We start from the raw sequence: 20,674 nt of genomic DNA on the forward strand, positions 1-20,674 counted from the left end.
ACGAGGCGAACACATCGCAAACTCCTTCGCTTCCGACTCTCTCCGCCTGGGGTGATATTCCATTCCATGCTGTCACCACATATCATCGTGGGCTCCATCAAAACACACTTCTCCCGCACCGCGAGAAGGCGTCTCACGGTCACATCGAGTGCTGAGCGACAACGACGGGGAGTAGGGTGGTATCTTCTTTCTGACGACTAATTTCCCTACTGTTTCATTCCCCGATCATGACGGAAATGCGGCGACAATTGTGCTTCATTGTTGTCGGCAACATTTTTAATCCGGGCCGCTGCGATTGCCCCTTGTCGCAACGTCCGGAACGTGGCGGCACCCCGGTCGCAGTTGGGGCAGGCGCGGCGGCGCGCGCCCGATGTCGACGACGAGGCGCCGGTGCGATCCGGTCATAGGTGCCGTCGCCGTCGCTGTCGGTCCTGGTGATGCGGGTGAGGCCGCCATTGGTGGTGGTGACGAGGCTCGCGTCCTTGACCGAGCCGTCGGGGTTGAGGTCCTGCGTCGTCACCGTGGTGTTGCCCGCCGGCGAGATCACGGTGGTTTTGGTCTGGTCGAGCGCGCCGTCGCCGTCGGCATCGGTGGCGACCGTGCAGGTCGACGTGTCGGTGGTGGTGACGGTGCTGTCGCGCAGCGAGCCGTCGGCATTGAAGTCCGACACGGTCTGGCCGCTGCCGGTGGCGGTGGGGTCGATCGACAGGATGCCGAGCGAGGCCAGCGTCACCATCTGGCCGTTGACCATCACCTTGAAGTCGGCCCAGCGCGCGTCGCCGGCGTCGAGCTTGCCGTTGTGGTTGGTGTCGAACACGTCCTTGAGGGCCTGCAGGTCGCCGGTGGCGGTGGGGTCCCACCGGGTGAAGGCGTACTGGTCCTTGTCGTGGATCTTGCCGTCATGGCTGGCGTCGAGCACCAGCACGCCGTTGCCGACGCCGGCCCAGGCGGTGCGGTGCTGGTAGCCGTCGCCCTCGCTGTCCAGGTAGGTGGTGGAGGAGGAGAGCGGCGTGACCTTCAGCCCGTCGCCGGTCAGGTCGAGGAGGACGGGGGTCTCGTCGTCAGGCGGATCCGGCTCTTCGGGGTCTGGGTCGTCGGGTTGGTCGGGATTGTAGGTCTCGTCTGGATTGTAGCCCAGCGGTCCAGGATCGTACGAGGGAAAATCGCCATTAATAGGCGTGTTCAGCCCCGCCAAATTACTGAGGCTGAAATCACCGATATCGCCGACCGGCACGTCCGGCTCGGTCGGGCTGTCCAAATTGCTGAGACTGAAACTGCCGATGTCGCCGATGGGCGTGTCCGGCTGGTCCAATGCCCCTAAATTGCTGAGACTGAAACTGCCGATGTCGCCGATAGGTGTACTCGGAGTGGGCTGCTCACCTGGAGCCGGACCGTATTCTCCCGGCGTATTCTCGCCGGAATTTGGAATCGCAGAATAATTTCCTGGATGCATACCAATTCCAGGTCCATACTCGCTCGGAGCATTCTGATCCGAGTTTGGAATACCAGAATATTGCCTATCATAAGAAGGTAAAACGTCTTGGCGCGGAATAACATCCATCTTACCCCAGGGGGTATTTGCGTAATCTTCTCCCTGCACATGAAGCGACTGCAGTCCATATTTTACAGATATATCGAGGTCCGTAGAGCTGGTAAATCCGAGCGTCTTATTGCCAATCCCCAGATCGACATTACCATTTATGTTAACAAGATGCTCGTCTGGAGTGGCACTGAATGAAAATCCTATACCAACATTCCCATATTTTTCAAGACTAGCATCAAAATTAGATGAAAACCCTATATTTGATAGAGAGTAACTTTGGTCAAACTGAGCAGTTGCATCAACTTTAAATGAATAACCCCCAATATTTGTATCTGATATATCAAATCCAATTTTGGTGCCGTACTCATCCTGAGTTACACTTGCTTTTACACCAGACGTTCCAGAAGAAATAGACGAAGAAATAGAATAATTCCCAGCATTATAATTATACGACCCACTCCAACTATAAGAATCCCCCCTCAATGTACCGGAAGTTGAGTATTCCATTTTCCCATCATTATATCTAAACGACATATCTAACTCCTTGTGCTCGATTTTATTTAAAATTCAACCCTAGAAATGCCCGCCACTTGAGCAAACTTTAGATGCAACTGAATATCCACGACGCCAATCTGCAAGTCCATTCGAAATACTTAGTATTCTAGCCATCGCTATGTCAACATTGCTAGGAATAGTGGAAATTGACGTTGACGAATATATAGAATCTTGAAAATTAATTTGGCCAGACACACCCAAAAAACCAAATATACTTTTTGACAAATCTGACATACCGGCATCAGTTTTAATTTTTCTCTTATCTCCATTCATGGGACTAATAAATGAAAGTCGCACAAAAAGATGCCCAGCATCATCACTAATGGAGACCGTTCCTGAAGTTACGGGACTTCTTGCGGAAACCCTAATTGATGATTGAGATATATCATTTGATTTTTTTATACTATCTTCGATCCACGCACCTATTTTTTTGTCTGACATTTCAACGGAATTAAGGTTGAAATTCATTCGAACAATTTTAAAAATATCATCGATTTCATTGTTTGAAAGTAAATTGTCATTGTCATAGTAAATAAATATAATGGTTGTTTTCTCTATTTTATCATATGACACGCGGAAATTGTTGTCATATGTAGCCATATTGATGATATTTTTGATATCATCCCTAACGGGATCTGGTACATTCACAAACTCAACGCCAATTGGATTGCTAAGAGTGTAGCTTTTTTGTGAGTCTGGGAGGCGAGAGTTAACAGACGACAGTACACCAAAATTATATTCTATGCTATTTCGTATATCATTCCAACTGCCACAAACATTATCTCCTGCTAGAGCTGAATAATTATATAGTAAAATACAAACAGTTAAAATTACAAAGTGTATATATGCAAATTTGGAAAGCTGTCTGAAAAATGAAAATTCACTAGAGTGCCCCCAACCCTCCTCCTCAATGCGAGGAAATTCTATATTGTCTAATAATCTCACCATAATTCGCATCGAGAGCCTCTCTTCCATTTAGGAATTACGGCAATAAGCATCAAACAAGAAACAATTACGGGATAGTATACGAAGCTGAAGGTACATCGAACATCGACGCACTCGTACCTTACAACGCAAAGCCAGCCATCCCTTACCATTCGAAAATTTCATCGCAGCCTCCTTTGAATGTCCCTCTCCGGCTTGACACAGCGAAGCCATGCCAATCTCAAACAGCCACCGGAGTGGCATTGCGGGTGGAAGAGTGTCGGACTCTACTTTCCGATGATTGAGTTCCGTACTGTTTCATTCGTCGATCATGACGAAAATGCGGCGACAATTGTGCTTCATTGTTGCCAGCAGCGTTTTTATCCGGACTGCTGCGACTCCCCCTCTCCGCGACGTCCGGAACACGGCGGCACCCCGGTCGCAGCTGCGGCAGGCGCTTCGGCGCACGCCTCCATGTCGATGACGAGGCGCCGGAGCGATCCGGTCGTAGGTGCCGTCGCCGGCGCTGTCGATCCTGGTGATGCGGGTGAGGCCGCCCGTCGGGGTTAAGGTCCTGCGTCGTCACCGTGGTGTTGCCCGCCGGCGAGATCACGGTGGTTTTGGTCTGGTCGAGCGCGCCGTCGCCGTCGACCTCGATGGTGACGGTGCGGGTCGACGTGTTGGTGGTGGTGACGGTGCTGTCGCGCAGCGAGCCGTCGGCATTGAAGTCCGACACGGTCTGGCCGCTGCCGGTGGCGGTGAGGTCGATCGACTGGATGCCGAGCGAGGCCAGTGTCACCATCTGGCCGTTGACCATCACCTTGAAGTCGGCCCAGCGCGCGTCGCCGGCGTCGAGCTTGCCGTCGTGGTTGGTGTCGAACACGTCCTTGAGCGCCTGCAGGTCGCCGGTGGCGGTCGGGTCCCACTGCGTGAAGGCGTACTGGTCCTTGTCGTGGATCTTGCCGTCATGGCTGGCGTCGAGCACCAGCACGCCGTTGCCGACGCCGGCCCAGGCGGTGCGGTGCTGGTAGCCGTTGCCCTCGCTGTCGAGGTAGGTGGTGGACGAGGAGAGGGGCGTGACCTTCAGCCCGTCGCCGGTCAGGTCGAGGAGGACGGGGGCGTACTCGCCGCCGTTGTCGACAGGGCCGTCACCGCCCGCCCAGCCTCCGGGGTCCTCCAACCCACCGGTGTTGTCGTCGGGCGGAGCACCGCCGTAGGGGTCGCCGCCATAGGGATCGCCACCGTAGGGGTCACTGGGCTCCCCACCGTAAGGGTCACCCGGTCCATAGCCCGGCTGTCCGGGATCAGGGGGAGAGTCGTCATACGATGGCGGGCCTTCGTCGCCAACGGGCGTGCCGAGTTCGCCCGGCTTGCCAGGACCGGGAGTACCGGGCGCGGGTCCCCGGTCATCGCCCAGACCACCATTCGGTGTCATCGGGTCTGGAGGAGTGGCTGTCGGAGGATTGTTGCTGTCAAACGGATCGACGGAGCCGGGGAGAACATCTGGTATGCCGCGACCGAGATCCCCCCAAGTCAAATCTGGACCTTGGCCGTAAACCTCGGCCGACCGGAATGCGGCTTGTGCGGCGGCTGCCCCAATATCCGCGGCTGCGTTCTGATCTGCGGCGAGCTCCCGCTTTGCCTCGGCGATACCCGAGGAATTCCCGCCTGCCAACTCCTGCAGCTCATCGAAGGTAAGATCCATATCAGCAGCACTGACGTGAACGCCAACTGGGGGCGGACTCAGATGAGCCGGAGCTCGCGTTGATGTCTGGATGCCGACTTCAATGAGATCAGTGGCTCCAACCCCAGTCACGGCGGTGACCGAGCCGTCAATGTTGACGTATCCTGCAAGTGATAGTGGCGTACCTGGGAGTGTTCCGATACCAAAGCCATAGCTGGTAGCTTTAGCTATGGATAGAGATGAGGGCAGGCTCACAGGCCCCACATCTGTCCACCCCACTTTAGCTGTAAATCCCCATTGGCCGTAACCTGATACACCAGCGGACGCATGCAGCCCAACGGCCAGCGAGTAACCTTTATCTTCGTTATATCCCCCATAGACGTATCCACCAGCGATCTCTGCATAAGCGCCCGTTTCAACCATCGAAGGCACAGATGGGGACGTGTTATTATCGTTTTTCATGCTCATCCTCAGATATTTCGTAATGCTTCACCAATTCATCCCAAAGGAAACCTTTAATTGGCTTGATATTTCTTTCGTACGTCCTTCGATCCAATTTATCTACCTGAAGGAGTTTTGCTCCTATTGATAGGAATAAGGGAAAATTTAGAGGGAAAAATATCGCGAGCGGCAATAGCATTAATGTAGAAATCGAAGACATGGCGTTCCTGAAAGACTCGCCATTTACATTGTATCCAAGAAAATATAATGTATATACTATAGGTATTGGGATGATAAAAACCAATATAAATACAGAAATTACAATATATAGATATATCCTAACCAGTCTATAGCTTTGCGACCTCGTCATGTTCGTGCCACCATTTGCATTGCGACGACAGACCCGAAATTGAGGTCCGCGATTTTCGCCCGATCGACTCTCTACTTAGAGCGGCTTCCCAATCGTGAGGATCGAAAATCCACATCCAAGCTATTGGATATATAGCGCTTGCCGATTCATCTGGATCGGAAACCGCTCTAACACGGCGAAGCCATGTCAATCTCAAACAGCCACCGGAGTAGCAATGTGGGGTGAGTAAGGTCGGACTCTACTTTCCGATGATTGAGTTCCGTACTGTTTCATTCCTCGATCATGACGAAAATGCGGCGACAATCGTGCTTCATTGCTGCCGGCTGTGTTTTTAATCCGGGCCGCTGCGACTGACCCATGCCGCCACGTCCGGAACGCGGCGCCCCCCGGTCGGCAGTTGGGGCAGGCGCGGCGGCGCGCGCCCGATGTCGACGACGAGGCGCCGGTGCGATCCGGTCATAGGTGCCGTCGCCGTCGCTGTCGGTCCTGGTGATGCGGGCGAGGCCGCCATTGGTGGTGGTGACGAGGCTCGCGTCCTTGACCGAGCCGTCGGGGTTGAGGTCCTGCGTCGTCACCGTGGTGTTGCCCGCCGGCGAGATCACGGTGCTTCTGGTCTGGTCGAGCGCGCCGTCGCCGTCGACCTCGATGGTGACGGTGCGGGTCGACGTGTCGGTGGTGGTGACGGTGCTGTCGCGCAGCGAGCCGTCGGCATTGAAGTCCGACACGGTCTGGCCGCTGCCGGTGGCGGTGAGGTCGATCGACTGGATGCCGAGCGAGGCCAGCGTCACCATCTGGCCGTTGACCATCACCTTGAAGTCGGCCCAGCGCGCATCGCCGGCGTCGAGCTTGCCGTTGTGGTTGGTGTCGAACACGTCCTTGAGGGCCTGCAGGTCGCCGGTGGCGGTCGGGTCCCACCCGGTAAAGGCGTACTGGTCCTTGTCGTGGATCCTGCCGTCATGGCTGGCGTCGAGCACCAGCACGCCGTTGCCGACGCCGGCCCAGGCGGTGCGGTGCTGGTAGCCGTTGCCCTCGCTGTCCAGGTAGGTGGTGGACGAGGAGAGGGGCGTGACCTTCAGCCCGTCGCCGGTCAGGTCGAGGAGGACGGGGGTTTCCTGGTCGGGGTCGGGGTCGTCGGTGTCGTCGGTGTTGTTGGGGTCGTTGGGGTTGTTGGGGTCGCCCGGGACGCCGGGGTCATTGTACCCGCCGTCATATCCATCCCCGTTGTCCCCCCCGAACAGTCCCCCAAGGGCCTCGTCGATCGCCTCGCCAATCGAACCGATGGCCTCGCCGATCGAGCCAAGGAGCCCACCGAGACCCGTGTCAGCCGCACCCGGGTCGCCAGTCGGGAGGCTAGGCTGATAAGTTGCTGGAATGACATCGGGGACAGGCGCGTCGGGATTGTAGTAGTTGTAGGTATTGATGGCATTCTGCAGCTGCTGATTGAGCATGTCGTTAATCTGCGGATTGGTCCAGTCCTTGTTGGTCTGGACCGCATTGATCGCAGCATTTAGCGCCATCGTGGCACCGTCTTTGCCGAAGCCAGGGTTTTTGGCCCACGCCTCCGCCTCGGCGACCCCGGCGCCGAACTGCTCCCTCATTGCAGAGTAGCCGGCCGCATAGGACTGATCGGTGCCCATCATCGACGCGTAGCCTTGGTAGTCGGCAACCGAGTCGTTGTGGACGCGATAGCCGCCGGCGATGTAGGTGTGCAGGCCCTCGACCTCGAAGTTGTAGGTCCGCCAGCCCCGTCGCACCTGCGGGGCGAGGGCAGCGCCGCCCTCGGTGGCGTAGACGATCTCCTCGGCCTCCTCGTAGCGGTGGCGATTGGCCTCGCCGTAAAGGACACGCTCGGCCGTTGTCGGAACAACGGCACCGGCAGCGGTGACGATCTCGCCGCCGCGAGCAAGGATCGCATCCATGCGCTCGAACTGGCCCCGCTCGTTCAGGAACAAGTGGCCGGGCGTGACGGTCAGGCCATCCGGAAACACGAGCCACTCGGTCGTAGTCGAGCGGAAGAGCCGCTTGACCCGGCACGGGCGTAGGCCGGGATCACAGACCCCTGGGCCTGCCGCGAAGGCCATCACCACGTCGCCGGCAGCCACCTGCTCGATCGGCTTGGCCGAGCCGTCCGCCATCAGGATGGGCATGCCAGCCGGGAAGCATTGCTGCCCAACTGTGGGATCTCGTTGCGACCAAGCCTTGATACCGGGGTATGTGTCTGGAACTATAGGCGGAACTGGGGTGTAATTATTATACTCATATCCGACCGTCCAACTACCTATGAAACCTCCAATGACAGCTCCGGTAAATATTCCCAGAGGCCCACCAACTGAGCCAATTAGCCCCCCTATATAGCGACCACCGACACCACCCACCGTTCCAGCAGTTACGCCTACGATGTTTTGCGCAAGATTCGCAACGCTGCCGTTTGGAGTGGGTTGCAAAGCACTTCCGCCCCAAACTCCTACAGTTGTCCCCAGCGACAAAGGCCCCAAGGATTCTTTTACTTCACCCACACCTACCTCCCATTTTCTGCAAACCCAAATCGGCGAATTCAACTTACGATAATAATTTAATTATATATAGTAATATGCCGACTATCGCTCCGCAAATCAAGTAATAGTAGAACAATTCCAGCCTTCTTGAGAATATAAAAAATATTAACCCAGCAATAGCTCCTCCTATGACAGATCCAATAAATATTGTCATTTTTATGAAACGCCAATTTTGAAATTACCGGAATACATTGCCTCACTCATTGATTGGAAAATTACAAACCACGACAACAGTGCTCGGAGCCAACAGTATTCTGGCGCCGCTGTACTCACCCCTCTCTTCGACGCAAAAGGACTTCCTGCTCTGCTTGAGTATCTCATCGCAGCCTCCATCGAGCGTGCCTCTCCCGCTTGACACGGCAAAGCCGTGTCAATCTCAAACGGCCACCGGAGTGGCATTGTGAGGGGAGGAATATCGGGATCTACTTTTGATGACTGAATTCCGTACTGTTTCATTCCCCGATCGTGACGAAAATGCGGCGACAATTGTGCTTCATTGTTGCCGGCAACGTTTTTAATCCGGGCCGCTGTGACTGTCCCCTGCCGTTGCGTCTGGAACACAGCGGCACTTCCCGTCGCAGTTGCGGCAGGCGCGGCGGCGCACACCTCCATGTCGATGACGAGGCGCCGGCGCGATCCGGTCGTAAGTGCCGTCGGCATGGGTATTGACGGTGATGGTGTGCTTGTCGGCGTTCGCGCTGGCAGCCCTTGCTAGGCGCCAGGCACTGGCGGCGCTCGCCACGGTGCCGAGCACGCGCCGGCTACAGTCCAACGTCAGGGGCGGCGAAGTCTGTCGGCGCGTCGAAGTCAGCCGAGCGGGCAGGCGCCCAGACCATCGTTGTGACGATATTCGCCTGCGGTGTGGCGCCTCGTGCCTTCCCTGATAGTGCATTTTCAGCTTTTTCCTTGGACGAGAGGCCGAACCGACAGGTACGGCCTGGCGGGATCGTACCGGAGCGCCGGCTCTCCAGTTCCCGGCATCACGAGGTCCTTGACCAAAACACCCGTGGTCCCGAGGAGATAGCCGATCCCGGAACACAAATGCGCAAGGTCTTCGTAGTCGAAGCCGATAAAGCTCGACTCGACACGATCCGAGGCCTCCTAGAGGACGTCGCGGGATACGGTATTGATGCCGGACTGGGCTGTGTACATCTGCAGGGTGGTTCGGTTCACGGAAGCTCCCTTGCAAGCTTGACGGACAATGCCCGCCAGGACGAGATTGCGCGCGACCCCGGCCAGAGGTGTCGCGAGGGGCGCGGAGAACTTGACGAGAGCATAATTCGTCGCCGGATCATTGGTCATCGTTACGCGCCAAGGCTGTGGAAGCGGCTCACCGGATTGGGTGGGGTGCGACGCGGAAAAACCCGCCGCCAAGCCGACGAACACGCCGAAGATCATCCAGGCTCGGAACGGCGTCATGCCAAAGCTCCCGATCACCGATTACGTTGGCATTATACAAAACCGAGAACACGAAAACATCCGTGTGCTTACTTCATCCAACGCAAAGAGACTCCATACTGCTCGAAAATCTCATCGCAGCCTCCCTCGAGCACCCTTCTCCCGCTTGATACGGCGAAGCCATGCCAATCTCAAACAGCCACCGACGTGGCATTGCAGGAGAAGAAAGACCGGGATCTACTTTCTGACGACTGAGTTCCATACTGTTTCATTCCTCGATCATGACGAAAATGCGGCGACAATCGTGCTTCATTGTTGCCGGCTGCGTTTTTAATCCAGGCCGCTGCGACTACCCCTTGTCGCAACGTCCGGAACGCGGCGGCACCCCGGTCGCAGTTGCGGCAGGCGCGGCGGCGCGCGCCCGATGTCGACGACGAGGCGCCGGTGCGATCCGGTCATAGGTGCCGTCGCCGTCGCTGTCGGTCCTGGTGATGCGGGCGAGGCCGCCATTGGTCGTGGTGACGAGGCTCGCGTCCTTGACCGAGCCGTCGGGGTTGAGGTCCTGCGTCGTCACCGTGGTGTTGCCCGCCGGCGAGATCACGGTGCTTCTGGTCTGGTCGAGCGCGCCGTCGCCGTCGACCTCGATGGTGACGGTGCGGGTCGACGTGTCGGTGGTGGTGACGGTGCTGTCGCGCAGCGAGCCGTCGGCATTGAAGTCCGACACGGTCTGGCCGCTGCCGGTGGCGGTGAGGTCGATCGACTGGATGCCGAGCGAGGCCAGCGTCACCATCTGGCCGTTGACCATCACCTTGAAGTCGGCCCAGCGCGCATCGCCGGCGTCGAGCTTGCCGTTGTGGTTGGTGTCGAACACGTCCTTGAGGGCCTGCAGGTCGCCGGTGGCGGTCGGGTCCCACCCGGTAAAGGCGTACTGGTCCTTGTCGTGGATCCTGCCGTCATGGCTGGCGTCGAGCACCAGCACGCCGTTGCCGACGCCGGCCCAGGCGGTGCGGTGCTGGTAGCCGTTGCCCTCGCTGTCGAGGTAGGTGGTGGAGGAGGAGAGCGGCGTGACCTTCAGCCCGTCGCCGGTCAGGTCGAGGAGGACGGGGGCGTACTCGCCACCGTTGTCGACAGGGCCGTCACCGCCCGCCCAGCCTCCGGGGTCCTCCAACCCACCGGTGTTGTCGTCGGGCGGAGCACCGCCGTAGGGGTCGCCGCCGTAGGGATTGCTACCGTAGGAATCATCGCCGTAGGGATTGCTGCCGTAAGGGTCGCCTGGTCCATAACCCGGCTGTCCGGGATCAAGGGGAGAGTCGTCATACGATGGCGGGCCTTCGTCGCCAACGGGCGTACCGAGTTCGCCCGGCTTGCCAGGATCGGGAGTACCGGGCGCGGGTCCCCGGTCATCGCCCAGACCACCATTCGGTGTCATCGGGTCTGGAGGAGTGGCTGTCGGAGGATTGTTGCTGTCAAACGGATCGACGGAGCCGGGGGGAACATCTGGTATGCCGCGACCGAGATCCCCCCAAGTCAAATCTGGACCTTGGCCGTAAACCTCGGCCGACCGGAATGCGGCTTGTGCGGCGGCTGCCCCAATATCCGCGGCTGCGTTCTGATCTGCGGCGAGCTCCCGCTTTGCCTCGGCGATACCCGATGAATTCCCGCCTGCCAACTCCTGCAGCTCATCGAAATTGGGCTCCATTTCAGACGCACTGACATGAAAACCCATTGGGGTCGGCGCGTATGCTGAGCCAGGATCGAGAAACCCATCTATAAAATTAGCAGATAGAGAGACAGAAGATGGAATAGATATTGGCGCAAATCCATAGGTAATACTGGCACCGGGAGTGCTAAATCCAACCCCAATTGCGTCCGAATTAAAGGACACATGCTCTACCAGAGGCGGCTCACCAGGGCCGTATGTAATTGTAGGTCCAGTAAGTGTATTGTCGAGATCATTTGTATAACCGCCAAATACCGATAGACCAGGAGTTCCAAGCCCTACCTGCGGATACAAATTTCCATCGCTATCCATAACAAGGCCAAACGTAACACCAAAAGGCGCTGTTCCCATAACGCCTGCATAAGTGCCGCTCCTCATTTTAATCTCCTCCCGCCATTGGATTAAACTTTGAGAGCCTGACCGAAGGTCGGCCGGTTGAGGATCGGCGAGGGATTTTCGTCGATCCAGAAGGAGCCGGTCTTGCCAATATCGGGGATATTGGCAAGACCGGCGACGCTCTGGTCGGCGGAAAGACCTGCCAAGCCGACCCAACCGCCAGACCTTCGGTCAAGCCCTTATCCTAGATCTGTATTTACGCACACCGTCCATAATATAATAGATATTTGAAACAATAAAAATTAAAATCACCATCATAGCTACATATTTATTCAGTATGATTGTTATCAATAACATGCAAACGGCAGCAATAACCAGAAATACGTGATGGAATATATACATAATTGCCAAATTTATAGGAACTTCCTTCTCGTATACGTAGATCTGTATACAAAATCTGGACGTATACGCCCCCCTGAATTGCGGTGGGAGATACCTGAACATTTCATTATATACACGGTAATATAATACAGTTGCCGGTATAAATGATATGATGCAAGATATCACTAAAATTGTTATTGTCGTAGTGGAGGCGGCATTCATGTATTCGTGACGCCTTGGCATTACAGGGACAGTGCATAAGATGGGAACATACGAGTTCCGCCCGCCTGAATTACGGCGACGGCGCACGAAACTGAAAGAACGCAAACATCGCCCTCCCTCCAACGCGAAGATAGCCCATACTGTTCGAGAATCTCATCGCAGCCTCCTTTAACCCCCCTCTCCCGCTTGACACAGCGAAGCCATGCCAATCTCAAACAGCCACCGGAGTGGCCTTATGGGTGGAGGAATGTCGGGATCTACTTTCTGACGACTGATTTCCGTACTGTTTCATTCCTCGATCATGACGAAAATGCGGCGACAATTGTGCTTCATTGCTGCCGGCTGTGTTTTTGCTGCGACTGACCCATGCCGCCACGTCCGGAACGCGGCGGCACCCCGGTCGCAGCTGCGGCAGGCGCAGCGACGCGCGCCTCCATGTCGATGACGGGGCATCGACGCGATCCGATCGTAGGTACCGTCGCAGTCGATCCGGATGATGCGGGCGAGACCGCCATTGGCGGTGGCGACGACGCTCGCGTCCTTGTCCGAGCCGTCCAAGTCGAGGTCCCGCGTCGTCACCGCGGCGTCGCCTGGCGGCGAGATCGCGATCGCCCCGGTCCGGCCGAGCGCGCCGTCGCCGCCAGCCCGGGACTAACGGCGGAGCCGGAACGGCGGGCACGGCGTTCGTCCGCGAGGGATCGCCGCAGCCCGCCGCGATCCTCAGAACGAGCTGCAGCGCTGGCGCGTCTTCGTCACCACCGTGCCGTCGCCCCGCGTCGTCGTGCTTTCCACGGTGTCGCAGTTCTGCGCCGGCTTGTCCTCCCGGCGGCCTGCGTCCGCGGAATTGCGCTGCGTCATCCGTCGCCAGTCCTCGTCCCGCTTGGCTTGCCAGGCCCGGCTCGCCGCCGCCTGCCGGTCCGCCTCGGCGTCCCGCGTCGCGGCCGCCGTCCCCATGCACTCGGCAAGGGCCTGCGAGCCCTCGACGAAGCCCATCTGCTGGCATTGCCGATTGTCGTTGGCCATGTTGATCGCCCGCTGCTGGTCCGGCGTCACGCAGCCGGAGAGCAGGATGGCCAGGCCGGTCGCGGCGCAGGACGCGAGCAGCCGCCGCGAACGCGAAAAGTGTATCATGATACCCCCCAAAGTGTAGAGCTCCTGCACTTCGCACTTTTGTCGGAGGAGTCAAGGTTCCGATAGCCAGCCGCCGGCCTCATCCCCGGTTTTGACGCTCGCTTGCTGCCGCCGGCTGCCCGCGCCGGAGCCGACCGGCCTTCCGTCACTCGTTTCGGAGCGCCGGCCGGCACATCGACACGGTGCAGGCCCGGATCAGCCGCCGACCATCAGCTTGACGATTTCGTCCGGGTTGGTCTCGGCGATCCGCCGCTCGCCGGCCAGGCTGCCGCGGCGCAGCACGACGATGCGGTCGGCGACGGCGAAAATATCCTGCAGGTTGTGCGAGATGAAGATGATGCCGCGGCCCTGCGCCTTCAGCGTCTGGATCAGCGACACGACCTTGCGCTGCTCGGGCACGCCGAGCGCCGCCGTCGGCTCGTCCATGATCAGCACGCGGGCGTTCCAGTAGATCGCCCGGCCGATCGCCACGGCCTGGCGCTGGCCGCCGGAGAAGCGGCCGACCGGCGCGTCGAGGCGGCTGACATGGAAGTCGAGCCGCGCCATGGTCTCCCTGGCGGCCTCGGCCATCAGCGGCCGGTCGATCACCGGCAGGAAGCCGAACAGGCGCTTCGTCGGCTCGCGGCCGAGGAAGATGTTGGCGCCGATCGACAGGTTGTCGGCCAGCGCCAGGTCCTGGTAGATCGTCTCGATGCCGTGGGCGCGCGCCGCCTCGGGCGTGGCGAAGCTGACCGGCTCGCCGTCGAAGCGGATCTCGCCGCCGTCTGGCGCATGCACGCCGGAGATGGTCTTGATCAGCGTCGACTTGCCGGCGCCGTTGTCGCCGGCGAGCGCCACCACCTCGCCGGGATGCAGCGCCATGGAGACGCCCTTCAGCGCCTCGACGCCGCCGAAGCGCTTGGAGACCGAGCGGACGTCGAGGATCGGATCCTGGGAGCCTGTCACTGCCGCTCTCCGCCGAGCTTGCGCTGCGTCTGGTCGACCAGCACCGAGATGATGATGACGACGCCGACCGCGACGAACTGCCAGAACGGCTCGACATTGATGAAGACCAGGCCGTACTGGATGATCGCGATCACCAGCGCGCCGGCGACCGTGCCGAGGATGGTGCCCGAGCCGCCGAACAGGCTGGCGCCGCCGATGACCACCGCGGCGATCGAATCGAGCAGCAGCGGCTCGCCCGCCTGGGCCGCGCCGGCGGTGAAGCGCGCGGCATAGAGCACGCCGCCGAGCCCGGCGCAGATGGCCGAGAGCAGGTAGAGCCTGCGCTTGTGCCGGTCGACGTTGATGCCGGCCCGGAGCGCCGCCTGCTCGCTGGCGCCGATGGCGTAGGTGTGCTGGCCGAAGCGCGTCTGCGACAGGAGGTAATGCATCGCCAGGACGAACAGGATTGCGACGATGACGACGATCGGAACGCCGTAGAACCGGTCGTTGCCGAGCATGGCGAGCCAGGCGTTGCTGACCGGCACCGTCGTGCCGCCGGCGAGGAGATAGGCGACGCCCTTGGCCACGCCGTACATGCCGAGCGTGCCGATGAACGGCGGGACGTTGAGCTTCGAGATCAGCAGCCCGTTGACGAGGCCGGGCCCCAGGGCGATCACCAGGCCGGCCAGGACGCCGACCAGCATGGCGGCGAAGGGCGGCAGGGACTGGCCGGCGAAATTGGTAGCGTGCGCGGCGACGACCGCGGCGAGGCCCATGATGAAGCCGACCGAGAGATCGATCCCGCCGGAAATGATCACGAAGGTGGAGCCGAGCGCCAGCAGCAGCGGCGCCACGGCGAAGACGGCGATGGACTGGGCGTTGTAGCTGGAGAGCACGAAGCTCTGGCCGTAGGCGACGCGCGACCAGACCTCGAAGAAGATCAGCAGCATCGCCAGGAACAGCCACGCCTGCATGGCAGCGACATGGGCGAGCATCTGGCGCACCGGAGAGGACTTCCGGCCGGCATGCGCTTGCGTCGACGTATGGGCGGACATGCGCCACTCCGTGGGATGCGGACCATGGACGCGCCGCCGGGCTGTCCGGCGGCGCCGAGGCAGGTTCTTCCGAGCCCGCCGGTTGATCATGTCGCGCCCGCGGGCAGGGATGACCGCCGGCGTCAGGCGCGACGCGGCCGGCTCAGTCCTTGTAGATGAACTGGGCCACCTCGGGCTTGTCGATGTTGTCCTTGTCCATCACAGTGAAGCCGGTGCCGATCAGGACCGGGATCGACTGGCCGGTGAGATGGGCATAGGCCGACATGAAGCCGAAATAGCCGATCTCGGCCGGATGCTGGGCGATGGCGATGTCGACGAGGCCCGTCTTGATGTTGTCGACGATCGAGGGCGGCGCGTCGAAGGCGACGACCTTGACCTTGCCGGACTGGCCGGCCTGCTTGACGCCGTTGGCGGCGCCGAGAGCCGAGAACAGGTTGGCGCCGAACACGCCGTCGAGGTCCGGGTTGCGGGCGAACACCGACTGGAGCTGGGTCGCCGCCTTGTTGGCGTCGTCGTCGTTGTACTGGGTGTCCAGCACCTGGATGTTCGGATAGTTCTTCATCTCCTCCTTGAAGCCTTCCTCGCGCTGGTCGGTGGTGGAGATGCCGGGCTTGACGTTGGAGACGTAGACCTTGCCCTTCTCGCCGACCGCCTTGGCCAGCGCCCGCGCCGCGATGCGCCCGCCGAGCAGGTTGTCGGACGCGACATAGGCAAGCGGGAAGTCCGCGTCGCCCGCCCCGGTCTGGTACTTGCCGGTGCCGATGAAGGTGTCGACGGTGATCACCGGAATGCCGGCGGCGGCGGCCTTCTTCAGCGGCTCGACCAGTTGCACCTTGTCGGTGGGGGCGATCAGGATCGCATCCGGCTTGCGGGCGATGATGGCATCGAGCACCGGCACCTGCAGCACGGGGTTGAACTCCGGCGCGCCCTGGAACACCAGTTCGGCGCCGACCGCCTTGGCCGCGGCCTCGGCGCCCTTGCGCATGGTGATGTAGAAGCCGTCCGTGGTCAGGCCCGGGATCAGCGCGATCGTCACCTTCTTGTCCTGCGCGGCGGCCGGGCCGGCCAGGACGCTCGCCCCGAGGGCGAGGGCCGCGAGCGCTTTGACGAATTTCCTCATGGTGTTTCCTCTCGTTCGCTTCGGTTCCACGACAGTCCGGCACCCGTGCGACGCCCTTCTGCCGGGGCCGATCGCACGGATGACACCATGCCCGGCCGGACGAAGCATCCGGCTGCGGCCTGATCAGAACTCTCGCTCGAAGGAAAACGCCGCCCGAACGCCGCCGCGGCAGGGGTGGAACCGCAGGCGCTGCGACCCATCCGTCTCCGCCCGTCCTCGACCCGCAACCGTTTCGGCCGCGCCGTCCCTTCCCGTTCCTTGTTGGCAGCGAAGCCTAGAGAGGGGGTGCACATACGTCAATCCGATATTTGACGTGAGACAAATTTCGTGATCCATCGACCTCCGCCGATAGCCGGCGCCGTCTCGCCGACCGCCGGTGCAGGCGCGAGCGGTACTGCTCACCACGTCAACTTCTAAATTTTCCCGCGTAAAATCCTGTGCTAGCCTGACCGGACCGGCGCCCGACGGCACGGACGCGGGCTGGGCGCGCGCCTGCCTGCCGCAGCCGGACCGGTTCCGCTGCCCGCGGCAGGAAAGGTCGCCCGAGAAAGATCGCCAATGACCAACCGCACGATCAGGAACATGGCGGAGTTCTCGGCGCTGAGCGGCATCTCACGGCCGACCGTGTCGAAATATTTCAACGACCCCGGCAGCGTGCGCAAGTCGACCCGCGCCCGGATCGAGCAGGCCCTGGCCGAGCATGAGTACCGGCCCAATCTCTTCGCGGTCAACCTGAACAAGCGGCGGCCGAAGATCATCGGCGTCATCGTTCCCGATACCGGCGACACCTTCTTCTCCGAGCTGCTGCGCCGCATCGAGACACGCTGCGTCGAGCGCGGTTACCTCGCCCTGGTGCTGTCCTCGCGCGGCGATGCCCAGCTCGAGGCCCGCTCCATCGAGACCCTGCTCTCGCTGAAGATCGCCGGCGCCATCGTCGCCCCGCTCGGCATCCATTCCGACATCGCCCTGATGCGCAGCCTCAGGGCGCGCATCCCGATCGTCTTCCTCGACTCCCGCCTCGACGATGACACGCCCTTCGTCGGCACCGACAATTTCCAGAGCGTGCCGCTGATCACCGACTATCTCTGCCGCACCGGCGAGCGGCCGACCTATTTCGACATGCCGGCCGTCAACCACAACGCCGTCGAGCGCAAGCTCGCCTATGTCAGGACCATGGAGCGCCTCGGCCTGAAGCCCGAGATCGTCGCCGTCGCCCCCCAGAACGACTGGCGCTTCGAGGATATCGCCTTCGAGGAGGCGCGGCGCGTGCTCGACGGCCCGGGCTTCCCGACCCGGACGATCCTGTGCGCCAACGACCGCTGCGCCGTCGGGGTCATGGCCGCCGCCTATCAGCGAGGCCTGCGGATCGGCCGCGATCCCGGCTGCGACATCCGCATCGCCGGCCATGACGACCAGCCGCTCAGCCGCTATGGCTGCCCGCCCCTCACCACCGTGGCCCAGGACTTCGACCGCCTCGCCGAGAACGGCGTCGACATCCTGCTGAACCGGATCGAGGCCGACGGCGCCGTGCCGGACGACACCCGGCCGGAACTGGTGCGCCTGGAGGCCCGGCTGATGATGCGGGCCTCGGCGTGATGTCGCTGCGGCAGGCCTCGCCCGTCACGGCCTCGGCTCGAAGCCTTCCCCGGTCGGCGATGCGGCCTCGTCGCCGCGCTCGACGCGCAGCCCCCGCCTCCGTTACGCCAGCGCGTTCTTGTAGATCCGGCCATCCTTCATGATGAGTTTCAGGTTCCTCTCCGGATCGGCCAGCAGCGTGATGTCGGCGATCGGGTCGCCGTCGACCAGCAGCAGGTCGGCATAGGCGTCGGCCTCGACCACGCCGACCTTGGCGGGATAGGGATTGCGCGGACCGGACATGGCCAGCAGCTCCGCATTGGTGCCCGTCGCCATCACCAGGATCTCGTCGGGAGAATACCAGCGCCTCATCGTCGCCAGGATCGCGCCCTGGTTCTTCGTCATCCCGGGTTCGAACAGGATGTCGGTGCCCCAGGCGGTCTTGAGCCCATGCTTCCTGGCGAGTCCATAGGCCGTGTCGGTGCCCTGGAACATCGTCAGCTGCTTCATCCGGTTCGCCGACCCTTCCGGGTAAGGGTTGGCATAGGCGTTGTCGAGGAAGGGCTGGCTGGAGAACCAGATGCCCTTGTCCGCCATCATCCGGGCGGTCTGCTCGTCCATCAGTTGCCCATGGTCGATGCAGCGCACGCCGCCGCGGATGGCGGTCTGGATGGCGCGCGGCGTATAGGCGTGCACCGTCACATAGGTGCCCCAGTTCTCCGCCGCGTCGACCGCGGCGCGGAACTCGGCCTCGGTGTACTGGCTGACGTCGATGGGGTCGTAGTTCGAGGCGACTCCGCCGCCGGCCGCGAGCTTGAGCTGGCTGGCGCCGAGCATCAGTTGCTCGCGCGCCCGCTTGAGGACCTGGTCCACACCGTCGGCGATCATGCCGCCATTGACCATCTCGCCGCGGCTGAGCGGCGCGTCGGGCTGCGCCGGCACCTCGAAGGGCAGCCGGAAATCGCCGTGGCCGCTGGTCTGCGAGATCATCGCGCCCGAGGGCCAGATGCGCGGGCCTGCCGTCAGACCGCTGTCGATCGCCCGCTTGAGGCCGAAGGAGGGCCCCGCCAGGTCGCGGATACTGGTGAAGCCACGCATCAGCGTCCGGCCGGCCTCCTCGGCCGCGACGATGTTGATATAGCCGATATCGGCGGTCATCAGGTCGAGCATGCCGACCGCCGCCATCATCGAGTGCCAGTGCGCATCGATCAGGCCGGGCATCAGCGTGCGTCCGCCGCCGTCGATGACCTGCATCCCCTGGACGACCGGAGCGGATGCCGGCTCGACGGCCTTGATCCGGTTGCCCTCGACGACGACGCGCCGCCCCTCGGCCAGCCTGCCGGCCTTGCCGTCGAACAGCCTGACATTGGCGAAGGCGACAGGTCCCTGCGGCGCCGCCGGAATGCCGGCAGAGGCCCGCTCCGGCCACAGCGCCGCCGCGCCGACGGCGGCGGCCGCGCCGGCGAGGAAGGAGCGGCGCGAGAACCGGCGCTCCACCACGGCGTTGAGGCGGGCGAAGGCCGGGCTGTGGCACAGGCAGGCGAAGGCCGGCGGCTCGGTCGCGTCGGCGGGTGAACAGGTGAACATGACGATCCGGCTCCTCGCGTCGGACGTCCGGCCCGCGACCGGGATGTCACCGACGATCCGACGCGAGCCTAGCGTATCTTCGTATCCGCTTGGTTTCGCCATCGCCGCAGCCGGCGTCCCCTACCCCTTCTCCCGATGCTCCGCCGCTGCCGCGACCGCCGCCCGCTCCAGCGCCAGATGCGCCGGGCTGGCGTCGGCGAGCGAGCGGATCGTCATGATCTGCAGCGGGCCGTTCTCGGGACGGCAGGACAGGAGGCGCAGCCGTCCCGCCTTGATGTCGGCGCGGTAGAGGCGCTCCGGCACATAGGCGAGGCCGAGGCCGGCGATGGCGAGCGAGGCGGCGGTGCGGAAGGTGTTGCACAAAGTGAGGTCGCGGAAATGCACGTCGTTGGCCGTGAGCCAGGCCAGCGTCGAGCCGCGGAACTGCCATTCGCGCGATGTGGCGATGATCGGCAGCTCGCTCAGCGTCTTGGGCGTCAGCACGTCGGGAACACCGGGCAGCGAGGGGCTGCACACCCAGACGAATTCCACCGCCTCCACCGGCACCGACAGGAAACGCGACGGCGGCATCTCGCAGGCGGCGAAGGCCATGTCGAGCTCGCTGGCGTCGAGCTTGTCCTCGATCAGGTGCGACAGCGTCACCTCCAGCTCCAGCTGGATGCGCGGATGTTCGCTGCGGACGGCCCGGATCAGCGCCGGCAGCCAGGTGAGCGCCACAATCTCGGCCACGCCGAGCCGGACATAGCCCACCACCTCCTCCCGGTCGGAGCCGGCGCGCACCAGCCGCTCGGTCGCCAGCAGCACCTCCTCGGCCAGCGGCAGCAGCATCGCCCCGCGCGGCGTCAGGCGCGCCGTGCGCTGCGAACGGTCGAACAGCACCGCGCCGAGCCGCGCCTCCAGCTCCTGGATGCGCATGGACACCGCCGACTGGGTGGCGTTGAGGCGGGCCGCCGCCTGGGCGAAGCTGCCGAGCCGCGCAGCCCAATAGAAGGTCTCGACCTGGCGGTGGTTCATGGCACCCTCCTGCCGGCCCAGCGTACATCAAATTTTCTGAAGTGACCTGTCCTGAATAATTCGATTTTCCTGGAATGTCGGCTGTGAGATCGAATCCGCGAGACGGTCGGCGCGGCGGCGAGGCGCGACGGCCGGACAG

General features: G+C 61.4%; 15 protein-coding genes. 1 reads left to right on the forward strand and 14 read right to left on the reverse strand.

What is annotated here, in order from left to right; all coding sequences use genetic code 11:
* Nucleotides 1–214: 214 nt before the first annotated feature.
* From AC27L4_RS13120 to AC27L4_RS13175, 12 genes are all read right to left on the reverse strand, one after another.
* Nucleotides 215–1,312, reverse strand: coding sequence for a hypothetical protein (locus AC27L4_RS13120; protein ID WP_487142623.1), 1,098 nt, complete (start codon nucleotides 1,310–1,312; stop codon nucleotides 215–217).
* Nucleotides 1,313–2,116: 804 nt separating this feature from the next.
* Nucleotides 2,117–3,055: a hypothetical protein gene (locus AC27L4_RS13125; protein ID WP_487142625.1), complete on the reverse strand. Its 939-nt coding sequence runs from the start codon at nucleotides 3,053–3,055 to the stop codon at nucleotides 2,117–2,119.
* A 208-nt stretch (nucleotides 3,056–3,263) separates the two neighbouring features.
* On the reverse strand, nucleotides 3,264–5,168 hold the full coding sequence (locus AC27L4_RS13130; RefSeq protein ID WP_487142626.1) for a hypothetical protein: 1,905 nt from the start codon (nucleotides 5,166–5,168) through the stop codon (nucleotides 3,264–3,266).
* A gap of 618 nt (nucleotides 5,169–5,786) precedes the next feature.
* Nucleotides 5,787–7,664, reverse strand: coding sequence for a Hint domain-containing protein (locus AC27L4_RS13135; protein ID WP_487142627.1), 1,878 nt, complete (start codon nucleotides 7,662–7,664; stop codon nucleotides 5,787–5,789).
* Nucleotides 7,665–9,173: 1,509 nt separating this feature from the next.
* Complete coding sequence (locus AC27L4_RS13140) at nucleotides 9,174–9,491, reverse strand: hypothetical protein (protein ID WP_487142629.1); 318 nt, start codon at nucleotides 9,489–9,491, stop codon at nucleotides 9,174–9,176.
* Nucleotides 9,492–9,819: 328 nt separating this feature from the next.
* Nucleotides 9,820–10,638, reverse strand: a complete 819-nt coding sequence (locus tag AC27L4_RS13145; protein ID WP_487142630.1) for a hypothetical protein — start codon at nucleotides 10,636–10,638, stop codon at nucleotides 9,820–9,822.
* Between the two features lie 953 nt (nucleotides 10,639–11,591).
* Nucleotides 11,592–11,732: a hypothetical protein gene (locus tag AC27L4_RS13150; protein WP_487142631.1), complete on the reverse strand. Its 141-nt coding sequence runs from the start codon at nucleotides 11,730–11,732 to the stop codon at nucleotides 11,592–11,594.
* Between the two features lie 685 nt (nucleotides 11,733–12,417).
* A complete protein-coding gene (locus AC27L4_RS13155) occupies nucleotides 12,418–12,708 on the reverse strand; it encodes a hypothetical protein (RefSeq protein ID WP_487142632.1) in 291 nt (96 codons plus the stop codon).
* Between the two features lie 141 nt (nucleotides 12,709–12,849).
* Complete coding sequence (locus tag AC27L4_RS13160; RefSeq protein ID WP_487142633.1) at nucleotides 12,850–13,260, reverse strand: hypothetical protein; 411 nt, start codon at nucleotides 13,258–13,260, stop codon at nucleotides 12,850–12,852.
* Nucleotides 13,261–13,455: 195 nt separating this feature from the next.
* Nucleotides 13,456–14,205 (reverse strand): ATP-binding cassette domain-containing protein, encoded by a 750-nt coding sequence (locus AC27L4_RS13165; RefSeq protein ID WP_487142634.1) that lies wholly within the window; start codon nucleotides 14,203–14,205, stop codon nucleotides 13,456–13,458.
* On the reverse strand, nucleotides 14,202–15,239 hold the full coding sequence (locus AC27L4_RS13170) for an ABC transporter permease subunit (RefSeq protein WP_487142636.1): 1,038 nt from the start codon (nucleotides 15,237–15,239) through the stop codon (nucleotides 14,202–14,204). The genes AC27L4_RS13165 and AC27L4_RS13170 overlap by 4 nt, the downstream gene beginning before the upstream one ends.
* A gap of 142 nt (nucleotides 15,240–15,381) precedes the next feature.
* Nucleotides 15,382–16,359, reverse strand: coding sequence for an ABC transporter substrate-binding protein (locus AC27L4_RS13175; RefSeq protein ID WP_487142637.1), 978 nt, complete (start codon nucleotides 16,357–16,359; stop codon nucleotides 15,382–15,384).
* A gap of 558 nt (nucleotides 16,360–16,917) precedes the next feature.
* On the opposite strand from AC27L4_RS13175, the gene AC27L4_RS13180 reads away from it, so the two are divergent.
* Nucleotides 16,918–17,955 carry a LacI family DNA-binding transcriptional regulator gene (locus tag AC27L4_RS13180; RefSeq protein WP_487142638.1) on the forward strand — a complete coding sequence of 346 codons (1,038 nt, stop codon included), beginning with the start codon at nucleotides 16,918–16,920 and terminating at the stop codon, nucleotides 17,953–17,955.
* Between the two features lie 102 nt (nucleotides 17,956–18,057).
* Here the strand turns inward: AC27L4_RS13180 and AC27L4_RS13185 are convergent, their stop codons facing one another.
* Both AC27L4_RS13185 and AC27L4_RS13190 read right to left on the reverse strand, forming a co-directional pair.
* Nucleotides 18,058–19,521 (reverse strand): metal-dependent hydrolase family protein, encoded by a 1,464-nt coding sequence (locus AC27L4_RS13185; protein ID WP_487142639.1) that lies wholly within the window; start codon nucleotides 19,519–19,521, stop codon nucleotides 18,058–18,060.
* A 120-nt stretch (nucleotides 19,522–19,641) separates the two neighbouring features.
* Nucleotides 19,642–20,535, reverse strand: coding sequence for a LysR family transcriptional regulator (locus AC27L4_RS13190; RefSeq protein WP_487142640.1), 894 nt, complete (start codon nucleotides 20,533–20,535; stop codon nucleotides 19,642–19,644).
* Nucleotides 20,536–20,674: the final 139 nt, after the last annotated feature.

Source organism: Labrys sp. Lb11, from assembly GCF_057554225.1.

Excerpts from the sequence above, each read along its gene's own strand:
- AC27L4_RS13185 (WP_487142639.1), bottom strand. The coding sequence starts at position 19,521 with ATGTTCACCTGTTCACCCGCCGACGCGACCGAGCCGCCGGCCTTCGCC.
- AC27L4_RS13170 (WP_487142636.1), bottom strand. The coding sequence starts at position 15,239 with ATGTCCGCCCATACGTCGACGCAAGCGCATGCCGGCCGGAAGTCCTCT.
- AC27L4_RS13190 (WP_487142640.1), bottom strand. The coding sequence starts at position 20,535 with ATGAACCACCGCCAGGTCGAGACCTTCTATTGGGCTGCGCGGCTCGGC.
- AC27L4_RS13135 (WP_487142627.1), bottom strand. The coding sequence starts at position 7,664 with ATGCCCATCCTGATGGCGGACGGCTCGGCCAAGCCGATCGAGCAGGTG.
- AC27L4_RS13140 (WP_487142629.1), bottom strand. The coding sequence starts at position 9,491 with ATGACGCCGTTCCGAGCCTGGATGATCTTCGGCGTGTTCGTCGGCTTG.
- AC27L4_RS13160 (WP_487142633.1), bottom strand. The coding sequence starts at position 13,260 with ATGATACACTTTTCGCGTTCGCGGCGGCTGCTCGCGTCCTGCGCCGCG.
- AC27L4_RS13180 (WP_487142638.1), top strand. The coding sequence starts at position 16,918 with ATGACCAACCGCACGATCAGGAACATGGCGGAGTTCTCGGCGCTGAGC.
- AC27L4_RS13175 (WP_487142637.1), bottom strand. The coding sequence starts at position 16,359 with ATGAGGAAATTCGTCAAAGCGCTCGCGGCCCTCGCCCTCGGGGCGAGC.
- AC27L4_RS13125 (WP_487142625.1), bottom strand. The coding sequence starts at position 3,055 with ATGCGAATTATGGTGAGATTATTAGACAATATAGAATTTCCTCGCATT.
- AC27L4_RS13130 (WP_487142626.1), bottom strand. The coding sequence starts at position 5,168 with ATGAAAAACGATAATAACACGTCCCCATCTGTGCCTTCGATGGTTGAA.